Annotated in this window: 21 protein-coding genes and 6 pseudogenes; 17 read left to right on the top strand and 10 right to left on the bottom strand. The window is 71.4% G+C overall.

Annotated features, from left to right (window positions below; genetic code table 11):
• Positions 1 to 50: 50 nt before the first annotated feature.
• From ACQ86J_RS28440 to ACQ86J_RS28425, 4 genes and pseudogenes are all read left to right on the top strand, one after another.
• Positions 51 to 179: pseudogene (locus tag ACQ86J_RS28440) on the top strand (accessory factor UbiK family protein); the annotation flags it as partial.
• Positions 180 to 319: 140 nt separating this feature from the next.
• Positions 320 to 448, top strand: coding sequence for a hypothetical protein (locus ACQ86J_RS28435; RefSeq protein WP_431272754.1), 129 nt, complete (start codon positions 320 to 322; stop codon positions 446 to 448).
• A 191-nt stretch (positions 449 to 639) separates the two neighbouring features.
• Positions 640 to 1,159 (top strand): annotated as a pseudogene (locus tag ACQ86J_RS28430) (YbjN domain-containing protein).
• Positions 1,160 to 1,527: 368 nt separating this feature from the next.
• Complete coding sequence (locus tag ACQ86J_RS28425) at positions 1,528 to 2,826, top strand: MFS transporter (protein ID WP_431268167.1); 1,299 nt, start codon at positions 1,528 to 1,530, stop codon at positions 2,824 to 2,826.
• Between the two features lie 133 nt (positions 2,827 to 2,959).
• Here ACQ86J_RS28425 and ilvD read toward each other — a convergent pair.
• Positions 2,960 to 4,811: pseudogene (ilvD, locus tag ACQ86J_RS28420) on the bottom strand (dihydroxy-acid dehydratase).
• 226 nt (positions 4,812 to 5,037) lie between these two features.
• Between ilvD and proC the strand changes: the two are divergent.
• From proC to phaP, 4 genes and pseudogenes are all read left to right on the top strand, one after another.
• Positions 5,038 to 5,804, top strand: a pseudogene (gene proC / locus ACQ86J_RS28415) (pyrroline-5-carboxylate reductase).
• 44 nt (positions 5,805 to 5,848) lie between these two features.
• The gene (locus ACQ86J_RS28410; RefSeq protein ID WP_431268166.1) at positions 5,849 to 6,388 is read left to right on the top strand and encodes a TetR family transcriptional regulator; all 540 of its coding nucleotides are present in this window, start codon (positions 5,849 to 5,851) and stop codon (positions 6,386 to 6,388) included.
• A 160-nt stretch (positions 6,389 to 6,548) separates the two neighbouring features.
• Positions 6,549 to 6,833, top strand: coding sequence for a phasin family protein (locus ACQ86J_RS28405; protein WP_431268165.1), 285 nt, complete (start codon positions 6,549 to 6,551; stop codon positions 6,831 to 6,833).
• A complete protein-coding gene (gene phaP, locus ACQ86J_RS28400) occupies positions 6,827 to 6,979 on the top strand; it encodes a TIGR01841 family phasin (protein ID WP_431268164.1) in 153 nt (50 codons plus the stop codon). The genes ACQ86J_RS28405 and phaP overlap by 7 nt, the downstream gene beginning before the upstream one ends.
• 135 nt (positions 6,980 to 7,114) lie before the next feature.
• Here the strand turns inward: phaP and ACQ86J_RS28395 are convergent, their stop codons facing one another.
• From ACQ86J_RS28395 to ACQ86J_RS28385, 3 genes are read right to left on the bottom strand one after another with little or no spacing between them, the layout of a single operon-like run.
• Positions 7,115 to 7,513, bottom strand: coding sequence for a hypothetical protein (locus ACQ86J_RS28395; protein ID WP_431268163.1), 399 nt, complete (start codon positions 7,511 to 7,513; stop codon positions 7,115 to 7,117).
• A complete protein-coding gene (locus ACQ86J_RS28390; protein ID WP_431268162.1) occupies positions 7,510 to 7,818 on the bottom strand; it encodes a rod-binding protein in 309 nt (102 codons plus the stop codon). Before ACQ86J_RS28390 ends, ACQ86J_RS28395 begins: the two co-directional genes overlap by 4 nt.
• A complete protein-coding gene (locus ACQ86J_RS28385; RefSeq protein ID WP_431272562.1) occupies positions 7,815 to 8,903 on the bottom strand; it encodes a flagellar basal body P-ring protein FlgI in 1,089 nt (362 codons plus the stop codon). Before ACQ86J_RS28385 ends, ACQ86J_RS28390 begins: the two co-directional genes overlap by 4 nt.
• 190 nt (positions 8,904 to 9,093) lie before the next feature.
• On the opposite strand from ACQ86J_RS28385, the gene ACQ86J_RS28380 reads away from it, so the two are divergent.
• The 6 genes from ACQ86J_RS28380 to serA all read left to right on the top strand — a co-directional run bounded on the left by ACQ86J_RS28380 (position 9,094) and on the right by serA (position 14,580).
• A complete protein-coding gene (locus tag ACQ86J_RS28380; RefSeq protein ID WP_431268161.1) occupies positions 9,094 to 9,528 on the top strand; it encodes a flagellar assembly protein FliX in 435 nt (144 codons plus the stop codon).
• Positions 9,529 to 9,660: 132 nt separating this feature from the next.
• Complete coding sequence (gene dksA, locus ACQ86J_RS28375; protein WP_431268160.1) at positions 9,661 to 10,077, top strand: RNA polymerase-binding protein DksA; 417 nt, start codon at positions 9,661 to 9,663, stop codon at positions 10,075 to 10,077.
• 69 nt (positions 10,078 to 10,146) lie between these two features.
• Positions 10,147 to 10,893 (top strand): SDR family NAD(P)-dependent oxidoreductase, encoded by a 747-nt coding sequence (locus ACQ86J_RS28370; RefSeq protein WP_431268159.1) that lies wholly within the window; start codon positions 10,147 to 10,149, stop codon positions 10,891 to 10,893.
• Between the two features lie 39 nt (positions 10,894 to 10,932).
• On the top strand, positions 10,933 to 11,718 hold the full coding sequence (locus tag ACQ86J_RS28365; RefSeq protein ID WP_431268158.1) for a DUF1217 domain-containing protein: 786 nt from the start codon (positions 10,933 to 10,935) through the stop codon (positions 11,716 to 11,718).
• A gap of 98 nt (positions 11,719 to 11,816) precedes the next feature.
• Positions 11,817 to 12,995, top strand: coding sequence for a phosphoserine transaminase (locus ACQ86J_RS28360; protein WP_431268157.1), 1,179 nt, complete (start codon positions 11,817 to 11,819; stop codon positions 12,993 to 12,995).
• A gap of 70 nt (positions 12,996 to 13,065) precedes the next feature.
• The gene (serA, locus tag ACQ86J_RS28355; RefSeq protein WP_431268156.1) at positions 13,066 to 14,580 is read left to right on the top strand and encodes a phosphoglycerate dehydrogenase; all 1,515 of its coding nucleotides are present in this window, start codon (positions 13,066 to 13,068) and stop codon (positions 14,578 to 14,580) included.
• A 135-nt stretch (positions 14,581 to 14,715) separates the two neighbouring features.
• On the opposite strand, the gene ACQ86J_RS28350 is transcribed toward serA, so the two are convergent.
• Positions 14,716 to 15,693 (bottom strand): Bug family tripartite tricarboxylate transporter substrate binding protein, encoded by a 978-nt coding sequence (locus tag ACQ86J_RS28350; protein ID WP_431268155.1) that lies wholly within the window; start codon positions 15,691 to 15,693, stop codon positions 14,716 to 14,718.
• 127 nt (positions 15,694 to 15,820) lie between these two features.
• Here ACQ86J_RS28350 and ACQ86J_RS28345 point away from each other — a divergent pair, with 127 nt between their 5' ends.
• Complete coding sequence (locus tag ACQ86J_RS28345; RefSeq protein ID WP_431268154.1) at positions 15,821 to 17,233, top strand: pyridoxal phosphate-dependent decarboxylase family protein; 1,413 nt, start codon at positions 15,821 to 15,823, stop codon at positions 17,231 to 17,233.
• 351 nt (positions 17,234 to 17,584) lie between these two features.
• On the opposite strand, the gene ACQ86J_RS28340 is transcribed toward ACQ86J_RS28345, so the two are convergent.
• The 5 genes and pseudogenes from ACQ86J_RS28340 to ACQ86J_RS28320 all read right to left on the bottom strand — a co-directional run bounded on the left by ACQ86J_RS28340 (position 17,585) and on the right by ACQ86J_RS28320 (position 20,687).
• Positions 17,585 to 17,872 carry a c-type cytochrome gene (locus tag ACQ86J_RS28340; protein ID WP_431268153.1) on the bottom strand — a complete coding sequence of 96 codons (288 nt, stop codon included), beginning with the start codon at positions 17,870 to 17,872 and terminating at the stop codon, positions 17,585 to 17,587.
• A 217-nt stretch (positions 17,873 to 18,089) separates the two neighbouring features.
• A pseudogene (locus ACQ86J_RS28335) lies at positions 18,090 to 18,687 on the bottom strand (histidine phosphatase family protein).
• Between the two features lie 53 nt (positions 18,688 to 18,740).
• Complete coding sequence (locus ACQ86J_RS28330) at positions 18,741 to 19,175, bottom strand: glutathione S-transferase family protein (RefSeq protein ID WP_431268152.1); 435 nt, start codon at positions 19,173 to 19,175, stop codon at positions 18,741 to 18,743.
• Positions 19,172 to 19,306, bottom strand: coding sequence for a hypothetical protein (locus ACQ86J_RS28325; RefSeq protein ID WP_431268151.1), 135 nt, complete (start codon positions 19,304 to 19,306; stop codon positions 19,172 to 19,174). Before ACQ86J_RS28325 ends, ACQ86J_RS28330 begins: the two co-directional genes overlap by 4 nt.
• 448 nt (positions 19,307 to 19,754) lie before the next feature.
• Positions 19,755 to 20,687, bottom strand: a complete 933-nt coding sequence (locus tag ACQ86J_RS28320; protein ID WP_133292648.1) for a ribose-phosphate pyrophosphokinase — start codon at positions 20,685 to 20,687, stop codon at positions 19,755 to 19,757.
• Positions 20,688 to 20,964: 277 nt separating this feature from the next.
• Here ACQ86J_RS28320 and ACQ86J_RS28315 point away from each other — a divergent pair, with 277 nt between their 5' ends.
• Together ACQ86J_RS28315 and fliF are read left to right on the top strand one after the other, a co-directional pair.
• On the top strand, positions 20,965 to 21,246 hold the full coding sequence (locus tag ACQ86J_RS28315; RefSeq protein ID WP_431268150.1) for a hypothetical protein: 282 nt from the start codon (positions 20,965 to 20,967) through the stop codon (positions 21,244 to 21,246).
• Positions 21,194 to 22,657 (top strand): annotated as a pseudogene (gene fliF / locus ACQ86J_RS28310) (flagellar basal-body MS-ring/collar protein FliF). The gene ACQ86J_RS28315 and the pseudogene fliF overlap by 53 nt, the downstream one beginning before the upstream one ends.
• The last annotated feature ends 4 nt before the right edge of the window (positions 22,658 to 22,661 follow it).

The raw sequence follows: 22,661 nt of genomic DNA, 5'->3' as shown, positions 1-22,661 counted from the left end.
CGACAACGCGGCCTGGGAAGGGCAGGCCCTTCCCGGCGCCGCATGAGGAGATGGCGATGAGCGACATGGGCGGCCGCAAGCGCGGCGGGCTTTTCGATGACCTGGCCGGGGTGGCCGGCGGTGCCTTCTCGGCGCTCGCCGGGGTGCGCGGCGAGGCCGAGGCGGCGATGCGGGCCCAGGTCGATGCCATGGTGCAGCGGCTGGACCTGGTGAAGCGGGAGGATCTGGACGCGGCCATGCGAAGCTCGCCCGCCGGGCGCGCGAGGCGCAGGAGGGGCTGGAGGCCCGGGTCGCGGCGCTGGAGGCGAAGCTGGCGGCGATGGCCGCGCCGGGGCCCGCGGCGGATGCCGGCCCGGAGGCGATCGAGCCCTCCCCGGAGGCCGAGACCTACCTGCCGCCCGAGGTCGCGCCGGGGCCGAGGACCGAGGCGAGCCCGGACGGGGCCTGACACGCTTCGTCACGCATGGCGGGAAAATGTCACAGGCCGCGAACGTGTTGTGAGCCGATCCGGCAACCCGCGGCCTTGCAGCCGCGTTTCGCACCTGCGTAGTCTATAGGTGGTGGTCGTCGCTGCCCGAGATCACCCAAGATTTCGGTCGACGGGGGTCTGGGCAGCGGGGGGCACCGTCCTTCCACCGACTGAGGAGGTGCTGCGATGTCAGGTCTTCAGGCCCGCGAGCGCGAGCGTGCGACCAACCCCTCGACGTGCTCGAGCAGATCGTCTCCTCCAATGAATGGGCCTTCGAGCGCCGCTCCGACGGCGAGATGGCCGCCGAGGCCCCCGGCAAGTGGTGCGACTACGGGCTGTTCTTCTCCTGGTCGCCGGAGATCAGCGCCATGCACTTCTCTTGCGCCTTCGACATGAAGGTGCCGCTGGAGACCCGCTCCAAGCTGTTCGAGCTTGCTTGCCATCGCCAACGAGAAGCTGTGGATTGGCCATTTCGGGCTGGAATCCGAGGACGGCGTGCCGGTGTTCCGCCATTCCGTGCTGCTGCGCGGCGCGCCCAGCGCCTCGGCCGAGTCGCTCGAGGACATGGTGGACATCGCCATCACCGAATGCGAGCGCTTCTTCCCCGCCTTCCAGTTCGTGCTCTGGGGCGGCAAGGCCCCGGCGGACGCCCTGCAGGCGGCGATGCTCGACTGCGTGGGGGAGGCGTAAGGCCAGGCCATGACCGATGCGCCCGCGGACCTGCGTGCGATCGGGCGGCTGCCAGGCGGGCTGGAAGTAGAGGTCCGCCACCGCCGGGCCGCCGGCGGCACTGGGGCCGAGCAGGTGGTGGTGAGCGTCACCGCCCCCGCCGGCTTCGAAGCCTGGGGCAGGCTGATGGAGGCCTCCAACCCCATGCTCGCCTGGATCCAGGTGGTCGAGGCGGCCTGGGCTCCTGGCTGGCGATGTTCGGCATGTCCGGGCCGCGGCTGCCGGGCCGCTGACCCCAGGCGACGCGGCCGCCGCCGACGCGTTCACCCCCTGCCCGGCGGCGATGACCGGTCTTCCCGGCCAGATCCGCCCGGCCTCGGGGGAACATCATGGCCGAATCCCAGGCGCAATCGCGCACCCTGCCCGCGGGGCGCACCCGCTGGGTCATCATCGCCCTGCTCTTCGCCATCACCACGGTCAACTACATGGACCGCAACCTGCTCGGCGTGCTGAAGCCGACCATCCAGGGCGAGTTGCATTTCAGCGAAAGCGACTACGGCGACATCGTCTTCGCCTTCAGCATCGCCTATGCGGCCGGCTATGCCGGGATGGGCGCCTTCACCGACAAGGTCGGCATCCGCGTCGGCCTGGCGGTCGCGGCGATGATCTGGTCTGTGGCCTCGGCGGCGCATGGGCTGGTCGAGCTCGGTCGCCGGCTTCACCATCGCCCGGATCGCGCTCGGCCTTGGCGAGGGCGGCAATTCCCGACCTGCATCAAGACCGTCGCCACGTGGTTCCCGGTGCGCGACCGGGCGCTGGCGACGGGCGTGTTCAACTCCGGCAGCAACATCGGCGGGCTGCTGGCGCCGCTGATCGCCGCCTTCGTCACGGAGACCTGGGGCTGGCAGGCGGCCTTCTATGTCAGCGGCGCGGTCGGGCTGCTCTGGCTGGTCTTCTGGCTTGGCCTCTATCGCGCGCCGGAGGAGCACCCGGACGTCACCCCGGCGGAGCTCGCCTATATCCGCTCCGACCCCGAGGTGCCGGCGCAGCGGGTGCCTTGGCTGGCGCTGCTGCGCTACCCCGGCACCTGGACCTACATCGTCGGCGCCGTCCTCACCAACCCGGTCTGGTGGTTCTACAACAATTGGGTGCCGAGCTTCCTCTTCTCGAAGTTCAACGTGAACCTGCTGGCGCTCGGCCTGCCGCTGGTGGCGATCTACCTGATGACGGATGTCGGCTCGGTCGGCGGCGGCTGGCTCTCGGGCCGGCTGATCCGGGCGGGGCTCGATGTCTTCACCGCGCGCAAGCTCACTTTGCTGCTCTGCGCGCTCTGCACCGTGCCGGTCTTCCTGGCGCCGGGGGTGGGGAGCATCTGGTCCGCGGTCGGGCTGATCGGCCTGGCGATGGCGGCGCATCAGGGCTTCTCGGCCAACCTCTTCACCCTGGTGTCGGACACCATGCCGAAGGCGGCGGTGGCAGGCGCCGTGGGGTTGGGGGGATGCATCAGCTCCATCTTCAGCGGCTTCTCGGCCAAGCTGGTCGGGCGCCTGCTGGATGCGACAGGCGGCAACTACACGGTCGTCTTCTTCGTCGGCGCCGGGGCCTACCTGGTGGCGGTGCTGGCGGTACACCTGCTGCTGCCGCGGCGGCGGGCGGCGATCACCGGGGCGATGCAGGTGGCGGAGTAGGGGAAGGCCGGGGAGAAGGTATTCTCCCCGACACCCCATTATTTATGGGAATGGGCACCCGCTGCGCGGCGAATGCCGAGCCAACAAGGGGAAGGGTGGGGCTTGGGGAGGGAATACCTTCCCCTCCCCAACCTTACCGCCGCCGCACCTGCGACACGTCCCGCACCGCACCCCGCGCCGCGCTGGTGGTCAGCGCCGCATAGGCCTGCAGGGCCGTGGTCACCACCCGGTCGCGCCCGACCGGCTGCCACGCATCCGCCCCGCGCGCCTCCATCGCCGCCCGGCGCTCGGCCAGCACCGCATCATCCACCGCCAGCCGGATCGTCCGGTTGGGGATGTCGATCTCGATCCGGTCGCCATCCTCGACCAGCCCGACCAGCCCGCCCTCGGCGGCTTCGGGCGAGAGATGGCCGATCGACAGGCCGGAGGACCCGCCGGAGAACCGCCCGTCGGTCACCAGCGCGCAGGCCTTCCCGAGCCCGACCGACTTCAGGTAGCTGGTCGGGTACAACATCTCCTGCATCCCCGGCCCGCCCTTCGGCCCCTCGTAGCGCACCAGCACCACGTCGCCGGCCTTCACCTTCTTGCCGAGGATGGCCTCCACCGAGGCGTCCTGGCTCTCGAAGATCCGCGCCGGGCCGGAGAAGGTGAGGATGGAGGCATCGACGCCGGCCGTCTTCACGATGCAGCCCTCCTCGGCCAGGTTGCCGTAGAGCACCGCGAGGCCGCCATCCTTCGAGAAGGCATGCGCCGCGTCGCGGATCACCCCTTTCGCGGTCGGCGTCCACGGCATCCCAGCGCTCGGCCTGGCTGAAGGCCTCGGTTGTCGGCACCCCGCCCGGGGCGGCGCAGAAGAAGCGCTGCACCGCGGCGTCCTTGGTGCGGGTGATGTCCCAATGCGCCAGCGCCTCGGCCATGGACTTGGCATGGACGGAAGGCACCGAGGTGTCGATCAGCCCGGCGCGGTCCAGTTCGCCGAGGATCCCCATGATGCCGCCGGCGCGGTGGACATCCTCGACATGCACGTTGATGACCGAGGGCGCGACCTTGCAGAGCACCGGCACCCGGCGCGACAGCCGATCGATGTCGCGCATGGTGAAGTCGACCCCGCCTCATGCGCCGCCGCCAGCAGGTGCAGCACGGTGTTGGTCGACCCGCCCATGGCGATGTCGAGGGTCATCGCATTCTCGAAAGCGGTGCGGGTGGCGATGGCGCGCGGCAGGACGGCATGGTCGTCCTCCTCGTAGTGGCGCTCCGCCAGCTTCACGATCAGCCGGCCGGCCTCGAGGAAGAGCTCGCGCCGGTCGGCATGGGTTGCCACAATCGTGCCGTTGCCCGGCAGCGCCAGGCCCAGCGCCTCGGTCAGGCAGTTCATCGAGATTGGCGGTGAACATGCCGGAGCAGTTGCCGCAGGTCGGGCAGGAGGACCGCTCGATCACCTCGACCTCGGCATCCGTCACGGTCGGGTCGGCGGCGACGATCATGGCGTCGATCAGGTCGACCGAGCGCTTCTGGCCGCGATGGACGACCTTGCCGGCTTCCATTGGCCCGCCGGAGACGAAGACCACCGGGATGTTCAGCCGCATCGCCGCCATCAGCATGCCCGGCGTGATCTTGTCGCAGTTCGAGATGCAGACGAGGGCATCGGCGCAATGCGCGTTGACCATGTACTCGACCGCGTCGGCGATCAGCTCGCGCGAGGGCAGGCTGTACAGCATGCCGCCATGGCCCATGGCGATGCCGTCGTCGACGGCGATGGTGTTGAACTCCTTGGCCACGCCGCCGGCCGCCTCGATCTCCCGCGCCACCATCTGGCCGAGGTCCTTCAGGTGGACATGGCCGGGGACGAACTGGGTGAAGGAATTGGCGATGGCGATGATCGGCTTGCCGAAATCCCCGTCCTTCATGCCGGTGGCGCGCCAGAGGCCGCGGGCGCCGGCCATGTTGCGGCCATGGGTGGTGGTGCGCGAGCGATAGGTGGGCATGGGTCGGGGATCCTCCGGCGCGCGTGCTAGCCCCTCGGCCCGCTTCCGTCCATCGGGAGCGGCAGGCTTGCGCGCCCGCCCGGGCCGCATGCCTGCGCCCGCGCGCCTGCCGCATGCCTGCGCCCGCGCCCCGGCCGCATGCTTGCGCCCCGCGCGCCTGCCGCGCGACCCTCCGCCGCATGACCAAGACATCCCTCCCCCTCTCCTCCTCGTCGGCTGCGGCAAGATGGGCGGCGCCATGCTCGCCGGCTGGTTGGAACGCGGCCTGGGCGAGGCCGTGGTGGTGGAACCCCATGCGGCCGCGGCCGCGCCCTTGCCGGGCGGGTGACCGTGGTGCCCAACCCGGCCGCGATCCCCGCGGGCTTCCGCCCCGCCGCGGTGGTGCTGGCAATCAAGCCGCAGGAGGCCGCGGCGACCCTGCCCGCCTTTGCCCATTTGGTCGGGCCGGACACCGTCTTCCTCTCGATCATGGCCGGGCGGAACATCGCCGGCATGCGCGGCCTGCTCGGCGAGGGCGCGGCGGTCATCCGCGCCATGCCGAACACCCCGGCCGCCGTCCGCCAGGGCTTCACCGTCGCCTGCCCCGGCCCGGGCGTGACGGCGGCCCAGACGGCGCTGGCCGACACGCTGCTGGCCTCGGTCGGCGAGGTCGCCTGGGTGGAGGACGAGGCGATGATCGATCCGGTCACCGCCGTCTCCGGCGGCGGCCCGGCCTATGTCTTCCTGCTGGCCGAGGTGATGGAGGCTGCGGCCGTCGAGCAGGGCCTGCCGCCGGACCTCGCCCGCCGCATGGCCCGCGCCACCGTCGCCGGCAGTGGGGCGCTGCTGGCCGCGAGCCCGGAGGACAGCGCCCAGTTGCGGAAGAACGTCACCAGCCCGAAGGGCACCACGGAACGGGCGCTCGCGGTGCTGATGCAGCCTGAGGCCTGGCCCGCCCTGATGTCCAAGGCGATCGCCGCCGCCACCGACCGCTCGCGCGAGCTCGGCGGCTGAAAGGCCCCTTTGTTTAGGCCGCAACCAGCCCAACCTGGAGCCGCATGAGCGACACGACCGACGAGACCGATTCCCGCCTGCTCGACGGCTTCTGGCAGGTGATCGCGGCGCATGGCTGGCACGGCGTCACGCTGCGCCGCCTCGCCGCCGCCTCCGGCCTGAAGGCGGCCACGATCGCCGCGCAGTGCCCGGGCGGGCCGCGCGACCTGCTGGCGCTGCACGGCCGAGCGGTGGATGCGGCCGTCACCGGCGGCACGGTGCCCGGCCAGGGCGGCACCCCGCGCGACCGGATCTTCGACGTGCTGATGCGGCGGATCGACGCCATGCAGCCGCACCGCGCCGGCCTGGTCCGGCTGCTGGAGGAATTGCGGACCGAGCCCGCCCTGGCGCTCTGCCTGCTCGCCAGCCTGCCGCGTTCCATGGCCGGCCTGCTGCGGGCGGCGGAGGTGGATCCGACCGGGATCCACGGCGCGCTGCGCGTGCAGGGCGTGACCGCGGTCTGGCTGGCCACCATCCGGGCCTGGATCCAGGACGATCTCGGTCGATCTCGGCCCCACCATGGCGGCGCTGGACCGGGCGCTTGATCGAGCCGAGCAGGTTGCGCGGTCGGTCCGCCTCGACCCGGGCGACATGGCCGCAAGTTGATTATGCTGCGCTGCAACATAAGCTTTGACCAGGCTTCGCGCGGCTCCTAGTCTGCGCGCGCCTTATCACACGGCGCCCGGCAACACGGCGGAGGACGACATGTCTGACAACAGCAGCAACAAGCCTGAAACCGATCTCATGAAGATGCTGTCGGAGTTCCGCATGCCCGGCATGCCGGATGTGGAAGCTCTCGCTTCCGCCCAGCGCCGCAATCTCGAGGCTCTCTCGGCCGCCAACCGCGTCGCGCTGGAGGGCGCCCAGGCTGTCGCCCGCCGCCACATGGAGATCCTGCAGTCCTCGATGACCGAGATGACCGAGGCGATGCGGCCTTCGGCAGCCAGGAGAGCCCGCAGGCCAAGGCCGCCCGCCAGGCCGAGATGCTGAAGACGGCCTGCGAGAAGGCGGTCGCCAACATGAAGGAAGTGGCCGACCTGATCCAGAAGTCGAACCAGGAGGCGCTCGGCCTGCTGAACAAGCGCTTCACCGAGGCCATGGACGAGGTGAAGACCCTGGTCGTGAAGAAGGGCTGACAGCCCGCGCCACGCGCGCCTTCGGGCGTGCGTGGTCGTCGCGCCGCAAGGCGCGCAGCGGGATTGCGCCGCAAGGCGCGCAGCGGGATTGCGCCGCAGGGCGCGCATTGGTTTCGCGCCGTCAGGCGCGTGTCGTCATGGCCAGGGCCGGGGCATGCCGCAGCGCGGCGGGCCTGCCCGCGGCGCCATAGCGCGGGCGCCGCGGCCCGCGGCAGGGCCGCCCCGGCGATCGTCTCGATCACCTGCGACTGGATGGCGATGGCCCGCTGCAACAGGCGGCGGTTCTCCTCGCCCAGGCTCTGCAGCCTGGCCGTCAGGCTCCGCCGCATCCTGCCGCGCAATGCCTTCCGCCCTGGTTCCGGTCTTCGCCGCAGCGGCATAGGCTGCGGCGAAGGCATCGGTCGCCCGCAGCTTGACGGTCGAAAGGCCCGCGGCGCGCGGCAGGTCGAGCGCGGCGAGCGCCTCGTTCTCCGCCCGCAGCGCCTCGGCCAGCCGGCGCCCGGCGGTGATCAACGCATCCATCATCAGGGTCATGGGCCGGTATCCTCGGTTTGGGGGGTGGCCTGGCGCCGCGCCAGTTCCCGCAGGATGGCGTCGGACAGGCCAAGGCCTTGGCCGGCGCGAACCGCCTGCTTTGCCACGGCATCGACCAGCATCGGCCGCCACTGGGCTTCCGCCGCGCCGCCACCGAAGCGGCCGCGACTGGGATCGGCGGCGGCGAAGACCGGCTGCAGCAGCTGGGCGAAGGCCTGCGCCTCGAAAGCCTGGGCCGCCTGGCGCAGCTTCGGCGGGATGGCGGCGCGCTCGGCGGCGGTGAGCGGGCGCGGGCCGCCCATCATCGCAACTCCATTTCGGCCTGCAGCGCGCCGGCCGCCTTCACCGCCTGCAGGATCGAGATCAGGTCGCGCGGCCCGACGCCGAGCGCGTTCATCCCGCGCACCAGCTCCTGCAGCGTGACGCCACCGCCGAGCACGCCGACCCGCCGCTCCGCCTGGTCGTCCACCTCGATATTGGTGCGCGGCACCACCGTGGTCTGGCCGTTGGCCAGCGCATTGGGCTGGCTGACCTGAGGCGTCTCGGTGATGCGGATGGTCAGGTTGCCCTGGGCGACCGCCACGGTGGAGACCCGGACATTGGCGCCCATGACGATGGTGCCGCTGGCCTCCTCGATCACCACGCGGGCGACCTGATCGGGCTCGACCCGCAGCTGCTCGATCTCGCCCAGCAAGGCCATGGGGTCGCGCCCGGCCAGGTTCAGCGCCACGGTGCGCGGGTCGGTGGCATTGGCGAGGCTGCCGCCTGTCGCCCGGTTGATGGCGGCGGCAATGCGCCGAGCCGTGGTGAGGTCGGGGTTGCGCAGCGCCAGCCGCAGGCTGGGCCGGCCGGTCAGGGCATAGGGCACCTCCCGCTCGACGATGGCGCCGGAGGCGATGCGGGCGCTGGTCGGCACCCCGCGCATCACGCTGGCCCCGGCACCGCGGGCGGCGACGGCGCCGGTGGCGACTGCGCCCTGGGCGACCGCATAGACCTCTCCGTCCGCCCCGAGCAGCGGGGTGACCAGCAGGGTGCCGCCTTGCAGGTTGGTGGCGTCGCCTAGTGCCGAGACGGCGATGTCGATCCGGCTGCCCGGCCGGGCGAAGGCCGGCAGGTTGGCGGTGACCATGACCGCGGCGACGTTCTTGGTCGCCAGCTTGGCCTCGTTGTCGCGGGTGTTCACGCCCAGCCGTTCGAGCATGCCGATCAGCGTCTGCCGGGTGAAGATCGAGGTCGCCAGCCGGTCGCCGGTGCCGTTCAGCCCGACCACCAGGCCATAGCCGACCAGATGATTGTCGCGGACGCCCTCGAGGTCAGCGATGTCCTTGATCCGCACCGGCTGCGCCACGGCGGCGGGCGGCCCCGCGAGGAGGGCGAGCAGCGCCGTCATGGCCGCCAGCGCCCAGGCGCTCTTCGCCCTTGCGAAAGCATTTTCGGCCACGCTGCACTCCGTCCTGCGGGTGGCGGGGTGATCGCAACCGGCATGCCAGGCCGGCGCGACGCGAAACCGGCAAGGATTGCCGGCGGTGGCGGCGCGGATTGCCGCCGGCCGGCAGGAACGGTGCCAGGAGGGCGGGTGGATGCGGGAGATCGGCAGGGTATCGGCGGGCGGCACGGCGGGCCCCGGGCGGGCCGGCGCCCGCGGCCGGCCCGGCTTCACGCTCGGCGCGGCGCGGGGTACGCCCGGGGCCGGGACGCTGGCGGAAAGCGCCGCCGCCGGCGCGGCGGCGCCGGTCGGGCTCGGGCTGCTCGGCCTGCAGGAGGGCGGCGACCGCGCGGCGCGGGACCAGGCGGCCCGCGACCGGGCCGAGTCGATTCTGCAAGAGTTGCAGTCGCTGCAGCAGGACATGCTGCGTGACAGGTCCGACATGAACAGGCTGCAACGGCTTGCCGCCTTCGAAACGGGGGAGGACGGCGCGGACCCATTCCTGCGCGACGCGGTGCAGTCCGTCGTCCTGCGCGCCCGGGTGGGATTGGCACGCCGGGGATGGAACGATTCCGTGTCAAACAAGTGAAAAGCCCCCACTATCAGCAATTTGCGCGGAGGGAACCCTTGGCTTTCGCCATGGGCCGCCTGTATGGTCCGCGCAACTTTCGGGGCGGGGCGCCAAGGCCCGGGCCCCGGCCGGAATGGGGTCGTCCAGACAATGCTCATCACCCTACCGCCCGACTACCGCCCGACCGACAACGAAGAATTCATGAATGCCCAGCAGCTGGCCTACTTCCGCCAGAAGCTGCTGCGCTGGCGGCAGGACCTGATCCGCGAAGCCGGGGACACGCTCGCCAGCCTCTCCGTCGGTGGCATCGCCGAAGCCGACCTGACCGACCGCGCCAGCGTCGAGACCGACCGAGCCCTCGAACTCCGCACCCGCGACCGCGCCCGCAAGCTGATCTCCAAGATCGACCAGGCGTTGGAGCGCATCGAGAACGGCACCTACGGCTATTGCGAGGAGACCGGCGAGCCGATCGGCCTGCGCCGGCTCGAGGCCCGCCCGATCGCCACCCTGTCGATCGAGGCGCAGGAGCGCCACGAGCGCATGGAGCGCGTCCACCGGGACGACTGAGCCCGGCCGCCAGTACCCGCGTCCATGATGGCCGGCCCCGCGCCGGCCATTGCAGTTCCGAGGCCCGGCATGCGTCTCGCCAACCGCCACGCGCTGGTCACCGGCGCCGCCTCCGGCATCGGCCTCGCCACGGCGCGGCGCTTCCTGGCCGAGGGAGCGAAGGTGGCACTGCTCGACCGCGATGCGGAGGCGCTGGCGCGGGTCGCCGCCGAACTCGGCGCGCCCGGCATCCCGGTCGACGTGGCCGACCCCGAGAGGGTCGCCGCCGCCGTCGATGCCGCGGCTGCCGCGCTCGGGGCGCTCGACGCCGTGGTGAATGCCGCCGGCATCAGCCGCGTCGCCTCTCCCGCCGAGACCACGCCGGCGCTGTGGCGGGAGGTCATGGCGGTGAACCTCGACGGGCCCTTCCATGTCTGCCGCGCCGCGCTGCCGCATCTTCGCCGCGCCGGAGGTGGCAGCATCGTCAACCTCGCCTCCGCCGCCGGGCTGGTGCCCCGGCCGGATTACGGCGCCTACGGGGCGTCGAAGGGCGGGCTGCTGATGCTGACCCGCTGCCTCGCCCTCGACCTCGCGCCCGATGGCATCCGGGTCAACGCGGTCTGCCCCGGCGCCATCCTGACCCCGATGGTCGAGGCGACCATGGCCGCCCAGCCCGACCCGGCATCGGCGGAGCGCGCCTTTCTCGCCCGCTATGCGCTCGGCCGCTTCGGCACCGCCGAGGAGGTCGCCGGCGCCGTGCTGTACCTGACCAGCGCCGAAGCCGGCTACGTCACCGGCTCGGCGCTCGGCGTCGATGGCGGCTCGGCCTGGCATTGAGCCTCGGTTAACCGGGGCCGGCGCAGCCTTCGCCGGCCCATGCTTTCCATCAGCGCCTCACTGGCCGCCTCGCTGTTCGGCGGGTCATCCTCCAGCGCCACCTCCTCCGGCGACGCCGCCTCGGCGGTCGTCGCGCTGAAGGCCGCCCAGGCGACCGGGGCCGAAGCGAAGGGCGTGGCGGCGGAGCGGAAGGACCCCGTCACCATCACCGCGCTGAAGCAGTTCGAGACGGCGGTGGCCAAGGCCCGCGACGTGAAGTCGGCGCTGCAGGACCCGCGCGTTCTGGCGGTGCTGCTGCCGGCGCTCGGCCTGGCCGATCAGGCAGCCTATCCCGGGCTGGTGCAGCGGGCGCTGCTGGCCGACCCTGCCGATACCAAGGGGCTGCTCGCCAGCCTCGACAGCCGGTTCAGCACCGCCGCCACCACGCTCGACCTCAAGAACAAGGGGCTGGCCGCGCTGCGCGACCCGGCGCTGCTCAAAAATCTCGAAGCCGGCTATGTCCAGTACCAGTACCAGCAGGGGCTCGACGACAAGAATGCAGGCATGTCGGACGCGCTCTACTTTATCCGGAACGCTTCGGCCAAAACCGACGTCTACGGCATCCTCGGCAATGCGGTGATGCGGCGGGTGGTGACCGGGGCGCTCGGGCTGCCGGCGCAGATCGCGGTGCAATCGGTCGAGACCCAGGCGCGGGCCATCACCGCCCGCATGAAGCTGGCCGACCTGCAGGACCCGAAGAAGGTGCAGGCGCTGGCGCAGCGCTACGTTATGGCGCAAGCCGGAACGGGCAGCGGGACCGGCAGCCTGCTCTCCCTCCTCGGCTGAGATCAGGCCGGCGTTGCATCGCCGGCCGCACTGTCCTACCTCTCCTCCCGGGCCACGCCCCCACCGGGGCGCATTCGCTTCTGGAAGGGAGCCGCATCATGGCGATCGCCACCAAGCCGGACCTGCGTCCGTCGAATCCCCGTTTCTCCTCCGGTCCCTGCGCCAAGCGTCCCGGCTGGACGCTGGACGCGCTCTCGGGCGCTTTCCTCGGCCGCAGCCACCGCGCCAAGGACCCGAAGGCCCGCCTCGCCGAGGTAATCGACCGCTCGAAGGCGATTCTCGGCCTGCCCGAGGGCTGGCGGCTCGGCATCGTCCCGGCCTCCGACACCGGCGCGGTGGAGATGGCGCTGTGGTCGCTGCTCGGCGCCCGCGGCGTCGACGTGCTCGCCTGGGAGAGCTTCTCCAAGGACTGGGCGACCGACGTGCTGAAGCAGCTGAAGCTGAAGGACGCCCGCGTCATCGACGCGCCCTATGGCCGGCTGCCCGACCTCGCCGGCCTCGACGGCTCGCGCGACCTGGTCATGGTCTGGAACGGCACGACCTCCGGCGTCCGCCTGCCCAATGCCGATTTCATCCCGGCCGAGCGCGAGGGCCTGGTGATCTGCGACGCGACCAGCGCCGCCTTCGCCATGGACCTCCCCTACGAGAAGCTCGATGTCGTCACCTGGTCCTGGCAGAAGGTCCTCGGCGGCGAGGCCGCGCACGGCATGCTGGCGCTGTCGCCCCGCGCCGTCGCCCGGCTCGAGAGCTACACCCCCGCCTGGCCGATGCCGAAGATCTTCCGCATGACCAAGGGCGGCAAGCTCAACGAGGGCATCTTCAAGGGCGAGACGATCAACACGCCCTCCATGCTCGCGGTCGAGGACGCGGTGGACGGCCTGCGCTGGGCCGAGGGTGTCGGCGGGCTGAAGGGCCTCATCGCGCGGTCCGAGGGCAACCTCGCCGCCATCGCCGGCTGGGTGGCGAAGACCGCCTGGGTGGACTTCCTGGCGGAAGACCCGGCGACGCGGTCCTGCACCTCGATCTGCCTGAAGATCGTGGCGCCCTGGTTCACCGCGCTCGATGCCGAGGCGCAGGCGGCGGCGGCGAAGAAGCTCTCCGGCCTGCTGGAGAAGGAGGGCGTCGCGCTCGACGCCGCCAACTACCGCGACGCGCCCCCGGGCCTGCGAATCTGGGGCGGCGCCACGGTCGAGACCTCCGACATCGCCGCCCTCCTCCCCTGGATCGACTGGGCCTTCGCCCAGGTCGAGGCCGAGCTTGCGAAGGTGGCCGCCTGATGCCCAAGGTCCTCATCTCCGACAAGCTCTCCCCGCCGCGATCGAGATCTTCAAGCGGCGCGGGATCGAGGTGGACTTCAAGCCGGGCCTCAGCCCGGCCGAGCTGCGCGCCATCATCGGCCCCTATGACGGGCTCGCGGTGCGCAGCGCGTCGAAGGTGACGCGCGAGCTGATGGAGGCGGCGCCGAACCTGAAGGTGGTCGGCCGCGCCGGCATCGGCGTCGACAACGTCGACGTCACCAGCGCCACGGCGCGCGGCGTCGTGGTGATGAACACGCCCTACGGCAATGCCATCACCACGGCCGAGCATGCGATCGCCATGATGTTCGCCCTTGCCCGGCAGCTGCCGGAGGCCTCGGCCTCCACCAAGGCCGGGAGGTGGGAGAAGAACCGCTTCATGGGCGTCGAGCTCTTCGGCAAGACGCTCGGGCTGATCGGCTGCGGCAATATCGGCTCCATCGTCGCCGACCGCGCCGTGGGGCTGCACATGAAGGTCGTCGCCTTCGACCCCTTCCTGTCGGAGAAGCGCGCGGTCGAGCTCGGCGTCGAGAAGGTCGAGCTGAACGAGTTGCTGGAGCGGGCCGACTTCGTCACGCTGCACACGCCGCTGACCGAGCAGACCCGCAACATCCTGAGCCGCGAGAATATCGCCAAGCTCAAGAAGGGCACGCGGATCATCAACTGCGCTCGCGGCGGGCTGGTGGACGAGGCGGCGCTCTACGACGCGCTGAAGTCGGGCCATATCGCCGGCGCCGCGCTCGACGTCTTCGAGACGGAGCCGGCGACCGAGAGCCCGCTCTTCGGCCTCGAGAACGTCGTCTGCACCCCGCATCTGGGCGCGGCGACCGCCGAGGCGCAGGAGAACGTGGCGCTGCAGGTGGCCGACCAGATGGCCGACTACCTGCTGACCGGCGCGGTTTCCAACGCCATCAACATGCCCTCGGTCACTGCGGAAGAAGCCCCGCGGCTGAAGCCCTACATGGCGCTGGCGCAGCTGCTGGGCGGCATGGCCGGGCAGCTGACCGCGGCGCGCGGCAACGTCATCAAGGCGATCCGGGTCGAGTACGAGGGCCATGTCGCCGAGCTGAACCGGCGGCCGCTGACCGCCGCGGCGCTAGCTGGCGCGCTCGCCCCGCTGATGGGTGCGGTGAACATGGTCAATGCCCCGGTGGTGGCGAAGGAGCGGGGGATCGAGGTCGCCGAGACGGTGCATGAGCGCCGCGGCGACTATGCCTCCCTGCTGCGGGTCACCATGGTGACCGACCAGGACGAGAAGAGCGTCGCCGGCACGCTGGTCGGCGAGAGCCGGCCGCGCCTGGTCGAGATCAAGGGCATCGCGGTCGAGGCGGACTTCGCGCCGGACATGCTCTACGTGACGAACGAGGACCGCCCGGGCTTCATCGGCCGCTTCGGCATGGTGCTGGCGAATGCCGGCATCAACATCGCCACCTTCCACCTGGGCCGCGCGGCGCAGGGCGGCGATGCGATCTGCCTGGTGAGCCTCGACGGGCCGATCCCCGAGCCGGTGCTGGCCGAGGTGCGGGCGCTGCCGCTGGTGGTGCAGGCAACGCCGCTGCGGTTCTGAGAAGGTAAGGTCGGGGAGAAGGTATTCTCCCCGAACCCCTCATCTATTTTTCCGAGTCGGCTGCCGCCGCGCGGCGAGTGCCAGACTCACAGAAATAGAGGAGGGTCCAGGGAGGATACTTCCTCCCTGGCCTTACTATTCCATTCGCGCGCCGCTGACCTTCACCATCTGCGCCAGCATCGGCCGCTGCTTTGCCGCATGCGCCACCGCATCCTCCGGCGTCGACCACACGCACTTGGCCCCGGTCTGCAGGAAGCGCTGCTGCACCGCCGGGTCGGCCGCGATCTCCTTCATCGCCGCATTCACCTTGTCGACGATCGGCCGCGGCAGGCCCGCCGGCCCGACCCAGGCGCACCACGACGTGATGACGAAATCGGGCACGCCCGCCTCCGCCATGGTCGGGATGTTCGGCAGCGTCACCCAGCGCTCCGGGCTGGTCACCGCATAGGCCTTCATCCGGCCTTCCTGGATCACCGGGATGTAGCTGGCCAGGTTGTCGATCGCGAAGGTCAGGTCGCCCGAGAGCATCGCCGGGATGATCTGCGCCGCGCCGCGGAAGGGCACGTGCTGGCCGTCGATCTTCAGCCGGTCGCAGAAGCCGCTGCCCGAGAGATGCGCGGTGGTGCCGACGCCCGGGCTGCCGTAGCTGACGCCCTTCGGCTGCGCCTTCGCCCAGTCGATGAACTCCCGCAGCGTGTTCGGCGGGGTGAACTGCGCCGGGGCGACCACCACGTTCGGAAGCTCCCAGTGCATCGAGATGACGGAGAAGTCGGTCTCCGGGTTGAAGGGCAGCTTGGCGTAGAGGAACTGCGCGATCGACAGGTTGGCGATGGTCGCCGGGCCCTGTGTGTAGCCGTCCGGGGCGGATTTCGCGATCGCCTCCATCCCGATATTGCCGCTGGCGCCCGGCCGGTTCTCCAGCACGAATGGCTGGCCAAGCTTCTGCGAGAGCTGGTCGGCGACGATGCGCGCCAGCACGTCGGTCGAGCCGCCGGGCGGCCAGGGGATCAGTACGCGGACCGGGCGATTAGGCCAATCCGTGCCCTGGGCCAAGGCGGGTGCGGCGAGCGGCAGGGCGGTGGCACCCAGCAGCAGGGTGCGGCGATCGAGCATGCGGTTCTCTCCCGGGGAGGTTGCTTGAACTTGCGCGCTCCATGCCACCGAACGGGGTGGGCGCAAAGGGGTCGCCGCCGCGGCGCCGCGCGGCGAGACTGCGGGCCAAGGGATGAAGGAAAGCCGCATGACACCGGACGAATTCCGCCGCGAGGGCCACCGGCTGATCGACTGGATCGCCGACTACCGCGAACACGTCGCCGACCGCCCGGTCATGGCGCAGGTCGCGCCCGGGGAGGTCCGCGCCATGCTGCCGCAAGCCCCGCCCGAAGCGCCGGAGCCAATGGCGGCGGTGCTCGCCGACCTCGATCGCGTGGTCATGCCGGGCCTGACCCATTGGCAGTCGCCGCGCTTCTTCGGCTACTTCCCGGCCAATGCCCCGCTGGCCGGGGTGCTGGGCGACCTGGTCTCGACCGGGCTCGGCGTCATCGGCCTGTCCTGGCAGTCCGGCCCGGCGGTGACCGAGCTGGAGGAGGTGGTCACCGACTGGGTCCGGCAGATGGTCGGCCTCTCCGCCGCCTGGAGCGGGGTGATCCAGGACACCGCCTCCACCTCCAGCCTAGTCGCGCTGCTCTGCGCCCGGGAACGCGCCAGCGGCTACGCCATGGCGCGCGGCGGCATGCAGCAGGGCGAGGCGCCGCTGCTGGTCTATGCCAGCGCGCAGAGCCACAGCTCGGTCGAGAAGGCGGCGCTGCTGGCCGGCTTCGGCCGCGACCACCTGCGGCTGGTGCCCTGCGACGAGGACCACGCCATGCGGCCGGATGCCCTCGCCGCGATGGTCGAGGCGGACCTCGCCGCGGGCGGCCACCCCTGCGCCGTGGTGGCGACCACCGGCACCACCGCGGTCACCGCCATCGACCCGGTCGGCGGCCTGGCCGCGGTCGCGGCGCGGCACGGGATCTGGCTGCATGTCGATGCCGCCATGGCCGGCAGCGCGATGATCCTGCCGGAATGCCGTCCCCTCTGGGACGGCATCGAGGCCGCGGACAGTCTTGTCCTGAACCCGCACAAATGGCTCGGCGTGCCCTTCGATTCGTCGCTCTACTACGTCCGGGACCCGCAGCACCTGGTGCGGGTGATGTCCACCAACCCCTCCTACCTGCAGAGCGCCGCCGACGGCCAGGTGAAGAACCTGCGCGACTGGGGCATCCCGCTGGGACGGCGGTTCCGGGCGCTGAAGCTCTGGTTCGTCATCCGCGAGCAGGGCGTCGATGCCCTGCGGGCCCGGCTGCGGCGGGACATCGCCAACGCAAGCTGGCTGGCCGAACAGGTGGCGGCGACGCCCGGCTGGCGGGTGCTGGCGCCGGTGCCACTGCAGACCTTGTGCGTCCGGCACGAGCCGCCGGGGGTCGAGGGCACGGCGCTGGATGCGCATACGCAAGCCTGGGCAGAGCGGCTGAACCGCTCGGGCGCCGCCTACCTGACGCCGGCGGTGCTGGACGGGCGCTGGATGGTGCGGGTCTCGGTCGGGGCCGAGGCGACCGAGCGGGCGGATGTCGCGGCGCTGTGGCAGGCGATGCGGGCGGTGGCGGAGGGATAGGTCGATCAGGCAGGCGGGCGCTCAGGCAATAAACCGCCTCAAGCCTGAAATTCGGCTCAATCCGCCTCAAACCGGCTGAAGCGGCGACCGGGCGGCAGCGGCGAAGCCGGCTCTGCCCACGGCTTTCCGGCCGATCCGCTTGAGGAATTTGAGAAATCAGCAATTGAGGCGCCGCGTCGCGCTTGCCGCGGAAGCGAGGGGACACAAGGGCGGCGTTGACGATATTCCTATAGCCCGCCGGTCCGGCCAGGAAAATTCATTTCGATCGCCGGGCCGCCGGTCACCGCACGGCAGCCCCTCATGCCGCCGTCGCCGACCGAGGCGCTCCGCAAGGCCGCGGCGGCGCGAGGCTCAGGGCTTGCGGCGCAGGCTGAGCAGATAGGCGGTCAGCGCATCCGCCTCCGCCGGGGTCCGCTCCGTGTTCAGCATGTGCATGTGCAGCTTGGCGACGAAGTCCCGCATCCAGGCCCGGGTGATCTTCGGATCCTGCGCGATCTGCAGGAAAGGCGGCGCATCGGTCCAGCCCGTGCCGCCGGCGGGCTGCACGACGTGGCAGCGGGCACAGTTCTGCTCGGCGATCCGGAGCCCTCGGCCGGCGTCGCCTGCGGCGCCCGGCCGGGCGCGGCGAAGGCCGCCCATGCGCAAAAGGCCAGCATCCCCGCCAGGCCGGCACGCCTGGCGCCACACAGCTTCATCATGGGCATGCCGATCTCCCTCCCAGGACCCCGCGGCTGGGCCCAGCGAGCAACAAGGCCGGGGAAAAGAGAAGCGACAGGACCGGCATCGAGACTGGGCACGCCGGTCGCCATCGGTTCGGCACGGAGCGGCGGGGAGGACAGCGCCCTCCCCGGCCGGTTCAGCCCTCCGGCGCCAGCTTCGCCGGCACCACCTCCCACACCGCGCCGCCATCGGCCGGCGGGACGCAGCGGATCGGCAGGGCGTTCGGCGTGCGGACGTTCGGCTCATGCCCGAAGGCCAGCCGCAGCGCGCGGAACAGCGCGCCATGCGCCACCACCAGAACCGGGGCCGGCCGTGCCGTCGCCCGGTTCACCGCGGCCACCGCGCGCGCCAGCAGGCCCGCGAAGGTCTCGGCGCCGGCCGGCGTGTAGCTGCCGGCGATCCAGTCGTCGTACCAGTCGCCCATCGGCAGGCCTTCCTGCTCGCCGGAAATTGACCTCCTGCAGCCCCTCGTCGAAGGTCACCGGCAGGCCGAGCGCCTCCGCGGCGATCTCGGCGGTGACCCGGGCGCGGACCAGCGGGGAGGCGACGACGGTGGCGATGCCGCCGATCCCCACCAGCGTCTTCGCCGCCCGCCGGGCCTGGGCGAGCCCCACCGCGTTCAACGCGATGTCGGTGCGGCCCTGCGACCGCCCCTCGGCGTTCCAGTCGGTCTCGCCATGGCGGAGAAACCAGAAGGGGACCGGGTTCAGCGTCTCCGCCATGGCGATGTCCATTCCCTATGCCAGGCCTTCGGCCTTGAGCACCCGCTGCACCGAGGGGCGGGCATTCATCCGGGCATAATGCGCGGCGACGTTCTTCGGCAGCGGCTTGCCCAGCCGGCCCGCCCACCAGAAGGAGACGTAGAACAGCGCGCTGTCGGCGAAGGAGAATCGCCAAGCAGGTATTCCTTGCCCTCCAGCGCCTTGTCGAAGATGCCGAGGCCCTTGGCGAAGATCTCCTCACCCTTCGCCTTCACCGCCTCGTGGTCCGACTCGGTCGGCGCGTAGTTGGACGGGCGGAAGATGCGGGAGAAGCCCTGCATGTGCAGCGTGGCCACGGCGAAGTCGGTGTATTCCAGCGCCTTGGCCAGCTTGTCTGCATCCTTCGGCAGCAGCTTCGCCTCGGGGAAGGTGCTGGCGAGCCAGACCGCGATGGCGGGGTACTCGGTCAGCACCGTGCCGTCGTCGCGCCGCAGGGTCGGCACCTTCGACTTCGGGTTCACCGAGGTGGATCCGGCTTGAACTGGGCGCCCTCGCGCAGGTTCACCAGCTCGGCCTCATAGGGCTTGCCGATCTCCTCGAGCAGGACATGGATGCCGATGGAGCAGGCGCCGGGCGCGTAGAAGAGTTTCACCTTGGGATCCTCCTTTGGGGTGGCTGGTGCGGCAGAGTATCGGGCGATTCGGCGGGCGCCCAGCCCCGGCGCAGCGGCGGCGGGATGGCCAAGGGCAGCGGCAGAGGGTCAGCCAGAAACTAACCGCTGGACCACATCACACAGTGTTGATAAAAATATCCCGCGACGCCGGGATTTCCGCCTTGACTCGGGAAAATCAGAATCCCGCCGGCGGGTGGGAACCAACAACCGCTCCCTGGCCCCGGCGTCGTGCCTTCGCAGCGGCCAGCTTCGCGCATAGTTGCACGACGCCGGCCGGGACCATGCTTTAGAGTCCTATCCGTGGCGCCGGCAGGTCACCGTACTTCCGGCCGAACGCACTCACGGGGCCTTCCGGAGGGAACCAACGACCTCCCCAGGACCACCGGCGCCACCAGCCCCGGCCCATGCCTCGGTCGTTCCCCTCGCCTCAGTTGAACAGCGAGGAAACCGAACTTTCGTCCGAGATCCGCCGCATCGCCTCGGCCAGCAGCGGGGCGATCGTCGCCTGCCGGATGTTCGAGGAGATGCGCACCGCCTCGGTCGCCATGATGCTGTCGGTCACCGTCATGTTCTCGATCGGCGAGGCGCCGACCCGCGCCACCGCGCCGCCCGAGAAGACGCCGTGCGTGACATAGACCGAGACGCCAGAGGCACCGTGCTTGATCAGCGCCTCGGCGGCGTTCACCAGGGTGCCGCCGGAGTCGACGATGTCGTCGACCAGGATGCAGTGCCGCCCCTCGACCTCGCCGATCACGTTCATCACTTCCGAAACGCCTGCGCGCGGCCGTCGCTTGTCGATGATCGCGAGTTCCGTGTGCAGGCGGGAGGCGAGCGCCCGTGCCCGCACCACGCCGCCGACATCGGGCGAGACCACCATCAGGTCGCGGCCCTTGTAGCGTTCCTGGATGTCCCGGCTGAACAGCGGCGCCGAGAACAGGTTGTCGACCGGGATGTCGAAGAAGCCCTGGATCTGCGCCGCGTGCAGATCCATCGTCAGCACCCTGTGGGCACCGGCGGCAGTGATCAGGTTGGCCACCAGCTTGGCCGAGATCGGCGTGCGCGATCCCGACTTCCGGTCCTGCCTTGCATACCCGAAATAGGGGATCACCGCGGTGACCCGCCGGGCGGAGGCGCGCTTCAGCGCATCCAGCGTGATCAGCAGCTCCATCAGGTTGTCATTGGCCGGGTAGCTGGTGGACTGCACCACGAAGACGTCCTGGCCGCGGACGTTCTCGTTGATCTCGACGAAGACCTCCATGTCGGCGAAGCGCCGGATGGAGGCGCTGGTCAGCGGCAGGCCGAGCGAGGCCGCCACCGCTTCCGCGAGCGGACGATTGCTGTTGCAGGCGACGATCTTCATGACCGGCCGGACCCCTTCTGCACGCGACCCGAGCGCCGCCGTTGCACCGCTTTCCGCACGGCCGGGCGGAAATATCAAGCTGACGAAACCGTGTAAATCGCGCCTCAAGCAAAGCTGTGTCCCGCGGAACGGGCAACTTAACCGCTTCTCAACCGCAATCCGGCAATTCCTGCCTGCCGGCCAAGTCCGGCCGCGCGGCGCGCCTCCAGGAAACGCCTTCGCGACAGGCCGGCCGGCATCGGCGCGGGCCCCGGATCGGGCCGAGGAAGGGAAGTGGATGGGCGGGGTTCTCGCCGGGCTGAAGGCGCTGGGGACGAAGCGGTTGCTCGCCCTGGGCGCGGTGGGCCTGGCGCTGCTCGGCCTGCTGGCCGTCCTGGCGCTGCGGGCCGGCGACCCGCCGATGGCCCCGCTGTTCGGCGAGCTCGAGCCGCGCGACGCCGCAGCGGTGGTCGCGGCCCTCGAGCGCCAGCGCATTCCCTACCGGATCGCCGGCGGCGGCGAGTCAGGTGCTGGCCCCGGCCGACCAGGCGCCCCGGCTCAGGCTGCTGCTGGCCCGTGAGGGCCTGCCCGCCGGCGGCGGCGTCGGCTGGGAGCTCTTCGACCGCGGCGATAGCCTCACCACCACCCCTTCCAGCAGGACGTCAACCGGCTGCGGGCGCTGGAAGGCGAGCTGGCCCGGACCATCCGCGGCCTCGCCGGCGTCCGCGCCGCCCGGGTCCACCTGGCCCTGCCGCGGCGGGAGGCCTTCTCGCGCGAGCGAGGGGAGGCCCAGGCCAGCGTGGTGCTCGCCATGCAGGGCGCCCAGCGGCTGGACCCGGACGGCGTGCAGGCGGTGCTGCACCTGGTCGCCACCGCGGTGCCCGGCCTGAAGCCCCAGGCCATCTCCATCGTCGACAGCCGCGGCACCCTGCTGGCCCGAGGCGGCCAGGCCCTGGCCGGGCCCGGCCTGACCCAGGGCCAGGAGGAGATCCGCCGCGCCCAGGAGCTTCGCCTCGGCCGGGCGGTCGAGGAATTGCTCGAACGCAGCCTCGGCCCCGGACGGGTGCGCGCGGAGGCGACGGTCGAGATGGATTTCGACCGCATCGAGACCCGCGAGGAGCGCTTCGACCCCGACAACCAGGTCGCCCGCAGCCAGCAGAGCACGACCGAGCAGAACCGCGGCGCCGAACCTGCCCCGACCACCGTCGCCGGCAACCTGCCGGGTAACGAGTCGCAGGGCGGCGCCGGCACTTCCGAGAACCGCCAGGAGGAGACGACGAGATTACGAGATCGGCCGGTCCACCCGGAACACGCTGCGCGAGCACCCGGTGGTCAAGCGCCTCTCGGTCGCCGTGCTGGTGGACGGGGTGACCGAGGGCGAGCCGCCGCGCTGGCGCGAGCGCACCGCCGAGGAGCTTGCCCGCATCGCTGCCCTGGTCCGCAGCGCCGTCGGCTTCGACGAGCGGCGCGGCGACAAGGTCGAGGTCGTCTCCATGCGCTTCGCCGAGGAGACGCTGCCGGGCGAGGCCGCGCCCGGCTTCCTCGGCCTGCCGCTGTCGCCGGCGCTCGCCACCCGGCTGGCGGAAAGCGCGCTGCTGGCCCTGGTGGCGCTGGCCGGCATCCTGCTGGTCGGCCGGCCGATGGTCGGGCGGATCGCCGCCAGCCTGGCGCCGGTCGCGGCGCTGGCCGGCCCGGCCGGCGCCATGGCGGGGGCGCCCCCGGGGATGATTTCCGGCACTGCAGGCCAGGCCGCGCTCGCCGGCGGGGCGGACAGCGTCGCCGCGCTGGCGGGCGGCAGCGAGGGCGGCATCCCGGCCTCGGCCACCGATGCTGCGGCTCTGGCGGCGGAGGAAGCGATGGTCAGCCTGGCGCATGTGCAGGGCCAGATGCGGGCCTCCTCGCTCAATGCCCTCTCGCAGATGGTGCAGCGCCACCCGGATGAGAGCCTGGCCGTGCTGCGCCGCTGGCTGGACCCGGAGGACCGGCTGTGAGCGG

This window comes from Dankookia sp. P2 (genome assembly GCF_050632255.1).
Taxonomy (GTDB): Bacteria; Pseudomonadota; Alphaproteobacteria; order Acetobacterales; family Acetobacteraceae; genus Paracraurococcus.
The sequence above is the reverse complement of the archived record's forward strand: the minus strand, read 5'-3'. Positions and strand labels throughout refer to the sequence as shown.